Source organism: Colwellia ponticola, assembly GCF_005885605.1.
Lineage (GTDB): Bacteria > Pseudomonadota > Gammaproteobacteria > Enterobacterales > Alteromonadaceae > Colwellia > Colwellia ponticola.
The window spans coordinates 15,114-28,113 of record NZ_SZVP01000006.1 but is presented as its reverse complement, the minus strand read 5'-3'; the positions used below and the strand labels follow the sequence as shown (position 1 = coordinate 28,113).

Below are 13,000 nucleotides of genomic sequence, written 5' to 3'. Positions count from 1 at the left end.
AACTTGCTCTATAAAGTAACGCCAACTGGCGTATTTTTTTGCGTTATAAACTGAGTAATAGTCTCTGCTAACAACTCAAAATTTAACGGTTTAGCAAAACAAGTTTCTGCACCTAACTCAACTATTCTACTGGCATTATCACCGGTTAACGCGCCCGTCATAGCAATCACAGTAATATGTGCTGTGGTTGGCGTACTTTTAATACGGTGACAAATAGAAAAGCCATTGATACCTACCATCATTAAATCTAACATAACCAAGTCAGGTTTAAAGGTGTTCAGTAAATCACCAGCATCAAAAGGGTTGTACGCTATTTTCATACGTGCACGAGGAAACAGCGCGGCTAAAAACTGCGCAAGCATATCAGCAAACTCTTTATCATCTTCAATAATTAATATAGCGAAGCTTTCTTTTATATCTGCTTCAGGCAGCGACATTAATGATAAAATATCGTTTTTGTCAAAACGCCTATGACCACCAGGCGTAGTTACAAAAGGTAGCCGACCTATTTGCGCCCAATGACGAATAGTCGTTGGCGCCACATGTAACAGCTTTGCTGCCTCTGCCGGTGTTAAAAGTGATTTTTCACTGATTTTCAATTACACGTCCTTCTTAAAACTAGTCTAAACTAAGCTAAGCTAAGCTATCAATAATATAGCGTTTAATCACAAAGACTACTTAACGTAGATCAACTTAATGTAGATCAACTTAACTTATTTTTTATTGAATTTATATGAATAAATCGCTATATTTAGCGGAATTTGTCGTTTTTGTCGTTTTTTGTAAATGACTAAAAACATTCTTGTAAAGAAAATGTAAATCTTATTCATGTATATTCATGCATATAAAAGGGACCTAATAATGTTAAATAAAAACCACTCGCTTATTAATGAGGAGGTTAACTTTGAACGTGGTGAGGAGTTAATTTCTACTACGAATAAAGCTGGCGTTATTACCTACGCTAATGCAGCATTTTGTCGCATTGCTGGCTTCACCCTCGAAGAACTCGTTGGACAGAACCATAATATTGTCAGACACCCCGATATGCCTGCCGCTGCTTTTAAAGATTTATGGCAAAAAATAAAATCTGGTTTACCTTGGCGTGGTGTAGTTAAAAACCGCTGTAAAGACGGTCGTTATTATTGGGTAGACGCCTTTGTAACACCTATTTTTGAAGCGGGTGAGCTTGTAGGATATCAATCGGTTCGAACACGCTTAGATGATAAAACCAAACAAAATGCCATTACCGCTTATCAAACATTACAAAAAGGTCAATCGTTAACTAAATGGTACGAAAGAGCTATAGTCAAAAATCTAGCGTACTGGTTTGTTAGTATAAGCATACTAGTAAGCGCTCTATACTATCCATACATGATGTTTTTACTGCCTGTATTACCTTTTATTACCTATAAAAATGAAATTATTGATACCCCTAAGTATTTCAAGAAACTTGCTGCTGAATACGACAGTATTTCACGACTCATTTACAGTGGCACTAAAGCACAAGGTATTGCCGATTTTCATTTAAAAATAGCGGAAGGTAAAATAAATACTATTTTAGGGCGTATTACTGACAGCAGTAATGCGCTTAGTTCAGGGGCGCAAAACTTAGCAGTAGCGGCACAACTGGCAAAAGAAGGCGCAGAGAAAGAAACCGCTGAATTACATCAAGTCTCTACGGCTGTTGAAGAAATGGTTGCCACCATCGATGAAGTAGCACAAAGCACAACCTTCACCTCACAAAAAGTCAATCAAGCACATACCGATTGCCAAGTGGCGACAAAAGCTATGCACCTTACGATGGAGACAGTAAACCTATTAGCGCAAGAAGTAGCAGAATCAGCGTCTTCAGCAACAGAGCTCTCCAGCGAAGTAGAAAAAGTGGGCGCTATTATGCATGAAATTCAAGGTATTGCCGATCAAACCAATTTATTAGCCTTAAACGCAGCAATAGAAGCAGCAAGAGCAGGAGAGCATGGTAGAGGCTTTGCCGTAGTAGCGGATGAGGTTCGTGCTTTATCAAGCAGAACTCATGCTGCCACCGAACAAATACAAAGCTCAATATCAGAAATGCAAAATACGCTCACCTCTTGGGTACAAACCATGATCAAAGGTAAAGAGTCTGCTGATAATTGTGTTGAAAGAGCCACTGAAGCGCATAATGTGGTTGATAAAGTCTATGTGTCCATTACCGATATCTCAGATTTAGCGATTCAAATATCAACCGCCTCTGAAGAACAAAGCATGGTGTCTCAAGAAATCAGCCGTAATATTATTAACATCAGTGACGCCTCTCAAAACAACCTTCAACAAGCGCATACGGTAGAAAGTGAAACAACCAACATTAAAAACAGAGCTAACGCTCTTGGCGCCTTAGGGCAAGCCTTTAATGGATAAGTGTTATGACTAGCTATACTAACTTATTAATGTCATTGACCCGAAGCTCTCCTCTAGACTCTGACAATATGCAACAGTTAATCGAAGAAGGACTTTACCTAACGCCTTCTTTATTTTCTGTCGACCGTGCAGCCTTGTGGTTATTAGATAACAATGAAGAAGCTTATCTTTGTAAAGCAGATACTTATAAAGGTATGCTAAACTCTGATCCGTCGAACCGTTTAGCTAAAAAAGCAGATAACGCGCTTTTTCAATGTTTACAAAGTACCACTGAAATTATCATTAATAATCATGTGCCTCAGCAATTGACGGCCACTAATATAGATAAGATATTATCAGTATTTCAAGTCTGTTCTATTTTACTTATTCCTTTACACATTAATGGTAAAAGTAGAGGTTTTATCTTTTTAGGCGACAGCAAAACCAGCATTGATTGGTCACCTGATATACTTATTGCAAGTAGGACGTTAGCGCAACTTTTTACCGGAGCACTATTAGCCATTGAACACAGCGCTGCTGAAACTAAACTTAAACACCAACATCAGTTAATGGCTGAAATAGAAACATTAGCCAAGGTAGGTGGCTGGGACTATGAAATAGCTACTGGAAAAACCTATTGGACCGATGAAACCTATCGTATTTATGGTTTATCACCTAGCGAAGAAGCAAGCGCTGATAGGGCTATTAGCTTTTATAGCCCTGAAGCTCAGTGCACGATAAAAAAACTATTTGACTTAGCCATACACAAATTAGAGCCCTATCAAGTAGAGTTACCTTTTTCTGATGTACGCGGCATAAAAAAATGGGTCAGAACTACTGGTCAAATTAGAACAGATGATCAAGGTATTGCCACTCATATTTATGGTGCCTTTGAAGATATCACTGCACAAAAAAAGCTACTCGACTCTGAAAAATCAACCAGTGAAAATTTAAAAACTATCGTTGATAATTTAAACGACAGCATTGTGACTATCTCAAGTGACGGTATTATTCTGTCTGCTAATAGGGTTGTCAAAAAAACCTTTGGTTATTCAGAAAACGAGCTCATAGGTCAAAATGTGTCGATATTAATGCCTGAGCCTTTTGCTTCTAAACACCAACAATATATGAGCAGTTACCTTAAGACTGGCCAGGCTAAAATTATTGGTATCGGAAGAGAGCTGCCAGCTATGAAAAAAGATGGCACCACCTTCCCTATGGAGCTCTCTATCTCAGAGGTACTGCACGGTAGTGATAAAGTGTTTATTGGTATCGTTCGAGATATAACCGAAAGACAAAAAGCACAACAAGATATTCATCAACTTGCTTACTTTGACGATACTACAGGCGTAATGAATCGTTACTCGTTCGAGCGTGATTTTAAAAAGTGTTTTGAAAAATCATTACGGTTAAATGAAAGTATCACCGCAATGTTAATCAATCTAGATAAGTTTTCTCAAGTTAACTTAATTTATGGTGATGACACTGGTGATGCAATCCTTAAAGCAACCGCCCAAAGACTTAATGAGCGTTTACCTTCTTGGGCTACTATCTATAGAAACAGTGCTGATAGTTTTAATATTATTTTACATGATATTAATCGTGTAGATGAAACATCTCTAATTATCTGTGAAGAGCTAGCATATCAAATTCTTCAAGAAATTAACCAGCCCATTATTGTCAATCACAATAAAATTACTGTTGAAGCAAGTATAGGCATCGTAAATATTCCTGCTAAAGAGATTAACTATATAGACATTAAACCGCTGTTAGAGTTAGCCGTAGTGAATGCTAAAAGGAAAGGGGGTAATAGTTATGTGTTTGCAAATTATAAAGATATTAACTTATTAAAAAGGCAATCAGAACTATCTCTCGCGATGAAGTGTTGTCAGTTCACCAGTGAGCTCAGTATTGTATTACAGCCTCAATATTCAACACAGGGCGATATTGTTGGCTCTGAAGCATTAGTGCGATGGCAGTCACCTTCATTAGGTTTTGTATCTCCTGCTGAATTTATTTCTTTAGCCGAAAAGAGTGGCACTATCATAGCATTAGGTAATTGGATGCTTAATGAGGCTTGTGCTTTGATAGCACAAAAGCGTTTATTATCAAAAAAATCATCGCCTGTGTCTGTCAATATCAGTGCTAAACAAATTGCCCAGCCAAATTTTATAGATAACCTATTGCTGACCCTTGATAAATACCAAATACCTTATTCTGAACTGTTACTTGAACTAACAGAAAGTGCACTTGTCTCTGACTTACAATTGGTTGTCGGGAAAATGGAGTTATTAAAAATAAAAGGTATTCTCTTCTCAATTGATGATTTTGGAACTGGATATTCAAGCTTAAGTTATATCCATCATCTCCCCATAACAGAGTTAAAGGTGGATAAATGCTTTGTTGATGATATAAAAAATGAGTTTGATGAAGTACCTATTATTAATACTATATTGCAAATGGCCAAATCATTAAAATTAAGAGTTGTTGCTGAAGGAGTTGAATCTGAAGCACAGCTCAATTACTTAGCTGCGCATGATTGCGATGTTATCCAAGGTTATTACTTTTCTAAACCACTTTCTTCAAGTCAATGGCTAGCGCTTTGGCAAGATAAGCACTAGCCCGCAACTCACATTAATACCTCCTTATCATAACAAACAGCTTAGATAACTGTTTGTTATTTTACGGTTTAACAGCGTGTTCAATATTATCAACGGCAATAGCTGCTGAGCCTGGTCTACGTGGGTCTGCAGCCCCTAAGAAAACACCGTTATGCTTCATAATACTTTGTAGACTCCCTAACGAACTAGAAACCTTGACCGTGTAGCCTAACGCTATTAAGTTATCCACGGTATCTGCCGGAATATTTCTTTCAACGTACAAGATGTCTGGTTGCCATTGATGATGAACACGCGGTGCGTTGGTCGCCTCAGCAATATTCATGTCAAAATGCAAAACATTCACTAACTGTTGAAATACCGAAGTAATAATTTTACTGCCACCTGGCGTGCCCGTAGCAATATACGGCAGACCATTTTTAAGCACAATTGTTGGTGTCATTGAACTAAGTGGTCGTTTATTTGCCGCAATAGCGTTGGCTTTACCACCAATAAGTCCGTAACTATTAGGGCTGCCAGGCTTTACTGAAAAATCATCCATGGTGTTATTGAGCAAAATACCCGTACCAGGAATAGTAATACCGTTACCGTAATTATGGTTTAAAGTATAAGTACTACTGACCACATTACCGGCGGCATCCATTACCGAAAAATGCGTGGTATCAGGGCTTTCGTATTCACCGGGCTCACCCGGTTTAATCGCACTTGATGGCGTTATTTTAGCTGCTTTAATATTGCTGCTCAATGCTTGAGCATATTGCTTACTGGTTAAGCCTTGGCTTGGTACATTAACAAAAGCTGGATCACCTAAAAAACGGCTTCTGTCAGCAAACGCACGTTTAAATATTTCTGCCTGTAAATGTATCATGGCTGCAGAGCCTTGCTTAATATTGTCTATATTTAGTGTTTCAAGCATGTTTAACATTTGAATAAGGTGAACCCCCCCTGAGCTTGGTGGTGGCATAGTCAAAATCTCATAACCGCGAAACGTGCCTCGTATTGGGCTTACTTCATTCACTTTATAATCGGCTAAATCTTGTGCAGTAATAAGACCGCCACCTTGTTCCATTGCTGCTACCATTTTTTTGGCAATATCACCTTGATAAAAACCAGCCCGACCCTGCTCTCGTAAATAGGTAAAGCTATTGGCAAGGTCTTCTTGAAGCCAAAGCTCTCCGGCTTGATAAGGCTGACAGTTTGCTTTTAAAAATACTCGACAGGTTTCTGAATTATCAGCTAAAAATAGCTGTTCTTTAGTAAAAAATCGTGCCATATCATGGTCAACTATAATGCCCTCTCTGGCAAGTTTCTCTGCAGGCTTAATCACTTCAGACCACGACATTGAACCATAGTTTTTTAGCGCATAGTGCAAGCCCGCTACCGTACCAGGCACCCCTGAAGCGGCGAGTGTTTTCAGTGATTTATTGACTATGGGTTCACCATCTTTATCAAGAAAAACATCTTTGTATGCTAAGGCTGGAGCCGTTTCTCGATAATCAATGGCGACGGTTTTCTTTTTATCAGCTAAGTACACCAACATAAAACCACCGCCCGCTAGATTTCCTGCACGAGGTAAAACCACGGCTAATGCAAAGCCAACCGCTACCGCAGCATCAACAGCATTACCACCTCGCCTAAGAATATTAGCACCTACTTCACTCGCCAAACGCTTTTGACTGACGACCATGCCCTTTCTACCAATAACAGGGTGAGAAACATCATAATAATCAATTAATTGTGCTAGCCGCGGCGGTTCAGGGTTTATCGTTTGTTCAATAGGGGGTGTTGCAAAACTTTTAGCCGTAATTAACGCTAAAACAAAACAGGTACATAGTATTACCGCATCACTTTTTTTCGGTTTGGAAATAACAGGAAAATATATATCGCTATTAGCTTTACGATTTATACGGCTAATAAAATGATTGTGCATAGTGATTTATCGCTCAGTAGGTTAACCTCAAAAGAAACATAGAAATAAACATTTCTATTATAAATAGCCTTGATAGTAAGCACTTTAGGTTTTTCAGAGATCCAAAGCTTAATATATCCTTTAACAACAATGACGTCATTATCATCATACGCGGTGATATTAACCAGCATATCGCCAGGGCGCCAATAATCTGCATTGACTGTTGCCACGCAGCGAATATCGCTAGCGGCTTTGGCGGTATAATCAACCGTCATGCCTTTAGGTATCCAACGCAAGTGTTTAGGAACTGATGCTTCAGCCATGACCCCCATTGCCATTTCTAAGCCATTGCAAATAGCGATGACGTGTACTGTCTTTATATGATTGAAAACCTTTTTTCTTTTTTTGATAAGGCAGGTACATTGATTTGGCACTAAGCTTGATATTTTAGGGTTAATGGTTGCAAAATAAGGGGCAACACGGCTAACCATCATCGAAAAGAGCTTCTTACCAAGCGGATACTTTTCAAGTTTATGGTACAGCGATAATGTTTTATTGGTCTGGTTCATACAATACTTTTAATGGGAGTTAATATTTCTAACTGAACTTCTGCCTGACTAGAGTATCTAGGCTTATCTAAGCCAGCAACTATGAAGAAAGTAAAAAATACGAATGCATCAGCATTAGTATCAGGCGAAAACTCCCAATAACTTACCATTAGCTAAAGCGTTGTACAAATAAACCCACTCTGAGTTTTCGATTATTAATCCCTTTCTATGTATACTCCGTATTGTTAACTATACTTTTTAACAATAGCCAACTTAAGCGAAGTTTTTTAGGATATTATATGAATAAAAACAATCAACTATTTACCTATTTACTCACTGCCTTATTTATTGAAAGCTTACTATTAGGCTATATTTTTAATTCATATTTATCTGGCATAGTTATCGGCTTACCTGCCCTACTCATCCCTATTTATTTTTACAAATCAGCGCCTGATGCTGCTATTACTCGACACGTGTCAGCACTGGCCGCAATGATATTTGCTGCACTGCATATTCATCAAGCAATGGGCTTAATTGAAGTACATTTTGAAATATTTATACTGATGGCGTTTTTAATTATTTACCAAGACTGGCGAATATTTATAACAGCCACCTTAGTTATCGCTATACACCATATTTCTTTCTATTTTTTGCAAGTGAACAATACCGGCGTCTATATTTTTGATGAAAGTCGCTTAGTGTTTACTACAGTAATTATTCACGCGGTTTATGCCATCGTTGAAGCAACGATTGGTGGTTATATAGCAAAATCAATGAAAAAAGAAAGTCAGGCTGGTAAAGAACTTGCTTTAGTCGCAACCGCATTAACTGCTGATGTAAATTCAATTGATTTGAATATAAAAGCAACAACACACAACAATAACACCTTAATTTCATTTAACGAATTATTGGTACTACTATCGACGGTTATTCAAGGTGTTAAAGAGCAAGTGGTAGAGTTGCAGTCTAATTCAGACAACCTTATGACAACCAAAACCGAACTAGAAAACTCAACCATGGAGCGCCAACAAGAAACTGAAATTATCGCCACGTCGGCAGAAGAAATGTCAATAACCGTCGCTTCTATTGCCCAAGAAACCAATCAGTTAAGCGATCAAATGCAAGAGGCTAACACCTACACTAAGTCGACCACTGAAGATATTTATAATATCAATAACAAAAATAAAGAGTTAACCACTGCACTGGAGAAAACCAGCATGCAAGTCGCTGAATTAGCTAGTTCTTCAGAAGCGATATCTCGAGTATTATCTGAAATTAGTGGTATTGCCGAGCAAACCAATCTGTTAGCACTTAATGCGGCAATTGAAGCAGCACGAGCAGGAGAGCAAGGCCGTGGCTTTGCCGTTGTTGCTGACGAAGTGCGAGCACTAGCAACGAGAACCAAAGAGAGTACCGACAAAATTGGCGAAACCCTCTCGCTTTTACAGAGCTATTCTAAATCGACCACAGACTCAATGGCGGACAGCATAAAAATAGTACAGTTAGTTATTGAAAGCGCTGATAAAGCGCAAGAGCAAATAACACAAGCGTCTAACATCGTTGCTCAAGCAAGTGCTGTGTCGATGAATGTAGCCGCGGCGGTAGAACAACAAGCAATAACCACGGAAGGTATTGCTAGAAGTGCGGAGAACTTGAAAAATACGGTGCAAATAGATAGAGATAAAGTTAATGCTTTAGGACAAGAAGCCAACCGTGTCAGTCATGTAGCTAGTGACATGGGACACAACATTGCTCGGTTTAAATAAAGGCAATGGCCTTATCACTAAATTTCAACTGGTGCTATTGGTGGTATGGCTAAGCTTTACTGTGCTTGCTTTTAGTTATTTTATACAAGGTAGGCTAGTTAATTTTGATGCCGATCATAAATTGCGAGATATTGAACATCAGGAGCTTGCTCCACATTTAATATCGTTCATTGAGGCCGCTATACCTAATATCGCTGACGGTGAAAATGACGTGGTTGATCATAGTATCAGTAATACCATTATACATTTTTCACAACCCAATTGTGATTGTCAGCAATACAGTGAAGCGCATATTAAAGATATCAATCAATTAGCCCTTAATCATAATTTTGCGATTAAACGCGTGGTTATGACTAAAGATAATCTCATTCCTGCAACGCCTTCAGTGGCTATTATTGATAATTCAGGTGATGTCATTTACTTTGGTCCTTATGGTCAAGGCATCGCTTGCTCTCAAACGTCAGGTTACGCACAAACCATGCTTAATAATTATGTCCAAGGTTATAGCGCCAATATAGTGATTAAAGAAGCTAAGGGGTGTTATTGCGCAGTATAAGCTTTAGTTAGTAAGCAATTAACATACTTACCTCAATAAAAAAGCGACTACTCGATGAGTAAGTCGCTTTTTTATTTTAGTATCATTTAATTTAGTTTAGATGCTAATCAAATGTACGCCAACGATAGCACTCTAGGTATTAACACTTACTGTAAGTATTAAAGTTATACCTTAAATTGATCAACAATTTGAGATAAGCGCTTTTCTAGCTGTATAAGTTCCTCTGTAGTGTTAGCAAGCTCAACAGCCCTTTGTGAGGAGTCTTCAGCAATATCTGCTATTTGCTGAACGTTTTTACTAATTTCATCGGCAACCGTCGTTTGCTCTTCCGCCGCAGTGGCTATTTGAGTATTCATATCGGTAATAGTACTCACTGAGGTTGTGATTGTGATTAATGATTCACTCGCACTCGCCGCCATTCGGACAGTATCTTCTCCTTGCTTGCGGCTACTCTCCATCACATTGACCGCTTGATTTGCTCCTTGCTGTAATCGCTCTATCATTTTCTGAATTTCTTCCGTACTTTGCTGAGTACGACTTGCTAATGCACGAACTTCATCTGCAACAACAGCAAAACCACGACCTTGCTCGCCGGCACGCGCAGCCTCAATAGCGGCATTTAGAGCCAATAAGTTAGTTTGGTCAGCAATAGCTTTAATAACATTAAGCACATTACCTATCTCAACGGTATCAGTACTCAATTGATTCACAACTTCAGCAGCGCCATTAATACTGTCAAATAAACTGGAAATAGCGGTAATAGTTTCTTCAACAATTCGCTGACCAGTCATCGCTTCTGTATCGGCTTCTTGTGCCGAAGTTGCAGCATTTTCAGCATTGGTGGCAATTTCTTGTGTAGCCGCGGCCATTTCATGAACGGCTGTCGCAGCTAGAGTCGTTTCTTGTCTTTGATTTTCAACATTACTGTTAGTACTTGTAACGACTGTATCCATTTGTTTTGATGAACTACTAAGATCAATTATTCCTGTTTTTATCTCTAAGACTAATTGCTGTATTTTTTCTACAAACAAATTGAACCCTTTTGATACTTGACCCACTTCATCTTCAGAATAGATTGTTAAGCGGCGAGTTAAATCCCCCTCACCTTGACTAATATCATTTAAAGCAAGCGCGGTATCACGCAAAGGTCTGGTGATTCTGGCTGAGGTGTAAAGACTGATGAAAATGACAAGTACAATCAAAAATATTCCTACCGTACCAATGAGGTACATTGCCTTCTTAACACCCGCATCAATTTCCGTACGAATGTTAGCAATTTCATCTTCGATATCATCGATATAAAAACCTGTCCCTACCATCCATTGGAACTTATCAATAGATTTAGCATAACCTAATTTAATCACTTCCATATTTTTAGAGGGCTTTTGCCACATGTATTCAATATAACCGCCACCTGCTTTGGCTTGATCTATTAATCCTTTAATGACCATAACACCATTAGAATCTTTCATGTTATAAAGGTTTTGACCTTCAAGTTTAGGGCTTGCTTGATGAGCAATAGTTTCACCATCATATTTATAAACAAAAATATAACCATCTTTTGATTCTTCAAAAACAATACTACGTAAATAACTAGCGACTTCAGTTTTTTTCTGTTCGTCATTCATGCCGCTGGCTTGCTCAATCAAGCCACTCACTGCCGATAAAGATATATCAACATAATTTTTGAGTGCCGCGCGCTTATCCTTCATCATAGTCTCTTGAGTGTGCTTAATTTGCTCTTCACCCAGCTCTTTAAACTGCATATTTACCAGTAACATAACAACCAACAAAGCCACTATTAATGGCGCTATTGCAAGCATCAATATCCTTTGTTTAATACTTAATGTGTTCATAGTGACCCTTAATTTTTTGTGCATTGTTGTAAAATATGGATACGTGTTAAATCATATTCATAGCAATATCATTAACTTTCTGAATATTTAAACGGGTTAAAAAGCAGACCAATTTATTAATGGACTGACTTTATTGTAGGACAGATAGTAAATTTAGGAATATTATATAATAATTTAATTAATAAAGCTTTGTGCTTAGTAATCACAGCGAAGAAAAAGCACGGTTACGAATTGTATATTATGTTTGGTGGGTTGAGAGCCAGTGGCTTATCGTCGAACTAGTACAACGTAATCTAGGCTGGGCTTTGACAATCATGCTGGCTAGTAGCGCTGGAGCTTATTTGGCACAAACAGCGACTGCTTGGCTAAAGGAGGTGTGGACTTCCCCTAATTTGCTAGAGCTAGAGTATCTTCAAAGCGCAGCGGGAACTGTTCACGAATATCAGTATTTGTGAACGTCCACGTGATGCCAGATCACGAACCGTCAACCAAGGAAGGTAGTTCTCACCATGACCGGCACCTCGTCCTTCTTTAATCCATTTGGCATTTTTAACGTCGTATTGAAGTATTGTTTTGCTGGCATAAAAAAACCACCAAAACATTGCTCATTAATCAAGCATAGTTTAGATGGTTTAAGTAAAAAACTATATTGTATAGTAAAGAACTTTATTGTTCTCCTACAAAAATGTCGGAAGACAATAAAGTTTAGGACTTTTCTTCTTGGTAGTGCTTATTCTTACGCTTTGTAAAAAGATAAAAGTAATAATAAAGTTTGAAACTAAAATAATGTCAGACTCATTACCCCCCCAAAAAAAGACAATAAAGATCGAAACTTTTTAACGGAATTTTCTAGTTTATATTACTTATTGAGGAAAGATACAATATTGATACTGCATTACAGTAAAATTATTGAAGCTTATTATTTTGTTATAAAAGTGTGAATACAATTTATTCAATAACTTAAATTATTTTACATCGTGTTCCTGCCGTGAGCTTGTGCTTTAAACTAAAGGTTTTAATTTTACAATTGTTAAGCTTGATATTATGACTTGTCTACTATACCTTTTTATTTTTATAGTAAAAACATAAAGGTAGTAATATGGAAAACTCCTCTAAACAAAAAGTTTCAACACAACATTCAAACTATGAATTTAAGCCTGATTTTAGTTCCGCGTTAGAAAGAGAAGTTAATAATAAATACCCTGTTCCAAGCACATCTATTGATACAGATATAGCCGACAGTTTTGGTAGTTGGCGTGAGTGGGATTAATTTAAAAATAAACCGGCTTTAAAGCGATAGCTTAAGATCTTAAGCTATCGCGGCAGTTTTAACTAAAATTAGAAAAGCATAATGTATGAAGTAAATAAGGA

The 13,000-nt window shown here is 37.9% G+C and carries 8 protein-coding genes and 1 pseudogene; 5 read left to right on the top strand and 4 right to left on the bottom strand.

The annotated features are described in order from the left end of the window. Window positions 1-8: 8 nt before the first annotated feature. Entirely contained in the window at window positions 9-599 is a 591-nt protein-coding gene (locus FCS21_RS08345; protein WP_138622335.1) for a response regulator, read from the bottom strand. Window positions 600-861: 262 nt separating this feature from the next. Here FCS21_RS08345 and FCS21_RS08340 point away from each other — a divergent pair, with 262 nt between their 5' ends. Further along, window positions 862-2,397, top strand: a complete 1,536-nt coding sequence (locus tag FCS21_RS08340) for a methyl-accepting chemotaxis protein (RefSeq protein WP_138622333.1) — start codon at window positions 862-864, stop codon at window positions 2,395-2,397. A gap of 5 nt (window positions 2,398-2,402) precedes the next feature. Continuing rightward, window positions 2,403-4,997, top strand: a complete 2,595-nt coding sequence (locus FCS21_RS08335) for a bifunctional diguanylate cyclase/phosphodiesterase (protein ID WP_138622331.1) — start codon at window positions 2,403-2,405, stop codon at window positions 4,995-4,997. Window positions 4,998-5,058: 61 nt separating this feature from the next. On the opposite strand, the gene ggt is transcribed toward FCS21_RS08335, so the two are convergent. Together ggt and FCS21_RS08325 are read right to left on the bottom strand one after the other, a co-directional pair. Then, on the bottom strand, window positions 5,059-6,924 hold the full coding sequence (gene ggt, locus FCS21_RS08330) for a gamma-glutamyltransferase (RefSeq protein WP_138622329.1): 1,866 nt from the start codon (window positions 6,922-6,924) through the stop codon (window positions 5,059-5,061). A gap of 83 nt (window positions 6,925-7,007) precedes the next feature. Beyond that, window positions 7,008-7,472, bottom strand: a pseudogene (locus FCS21_RS08325) (hotdog fold domain-containing protein); the annotation flags it as partial. 278 nt (window positions 7,473-7,750) lie between these two features. Here FCS21_RS08325 and FCS21_RS08320 point away from each other — a divergent pair. After that, window positions 7,751-9,217 carry a methyl-accepting chemotaxis protein gene (locus FCS21_RS08320; RefSeq protein WP_138622325.1) on the top strand — a complete coding sequence of 489 codons (1,467 nt, stop codon included), beginning with the start codon at window positions 7,751-7,753 and terminating at the stop codon, window positions 9,215-9,217. After that, on the top strand, window positions 9,201-9,773 hold the full coding sequence (locus tag FCS21_RS08315) for a DUF6436 domain-containing protein (RefSeq protein ID WP_171035666.1): 573 nt from the start codon (window positions 9,201-9,203) through the stop codon (window positions 9,771-9,773). Before FCS21_RS08320 ends, FCS21_RS08315 begins: the two co-directional genes overlap by 17 nt. Before the next feature lie 164 nt (window positions 9,774-9,937). Here FCS21_RS08315 and FCS21_RS08310 read toward each other — a convergent pair whose 3' ends face one another. Then, the gene (locus FCS21_RS08310; protein WP_138622321.1) at window positions 9,938-11,629 is read right to left on the bottom strand and encodes a methyl-accepting chemotaxis protein; all 1,692 of its coding nucleotides are present in this window, start codon (window positions 11,627-11,629) and stop codon (window positions 9,938-9,940) included. Between the two features lie 1,099 nt (window positions 11,630-12,728). Between FCS21_RS08310 and FCS21_RS16785 the strand changes: the two genes are divergently transcribed. Then, a complete protein-coding gene (locus tag FCS21_RS16785; RefSeq protein ID WP_171035665.1) occupies window positions 12,729-12,899 on the top strand; it encodes a hypothetical protein in 171 nt (56 codons plus the stop codon). Window positions 12,900-13,000: the final 101 nt, after the last annotated feature.

Bases quoted from the DNA above. Each gene is read 5' to 3' on its own strand.
- FCS21_RS08340 (WP_138622333.1), top strand. From the start codon at position 862: ATGTTAAATAAAAACCACTCGCTTATTAATGAGGAGGTTAACTTTGAA.
- FCS21_RS08335 (WP_138622331.1), top strand. From the start codon at position 2,403: ATGACTAGCTATACTAACTTATTAATGTCATTGACCCGAAGCTCTCCT.
- ggt (WP_138622329.1), bottom strand. From the start codon at position 6,924: ATGCACAATCATTTTATTAGCCGTATAAATCGTAAAGCTAATAGCGAT.
- FCS21_RS08320 (WP_138622325.1), top strand. From the start codon at position 7,751: ATGAATAAAAACAATCAACTATTTACCTATTTACTCACTGCCTTATTT.
- FCS21_RS08310 (WP_138622321.1), bottom strand. From the start codon at position 11,629: ATGAACACATTAAGTATTAAACAAAGGATATTGATGCTTGCAATAGCG.
- FCS21_RS16785 (WP_171035665.1), top strand. From the start codon at position 12,729: ATGGAAAACTCCTCTAAACAAAAAGTTTCAACACAACATTCAAACTAT.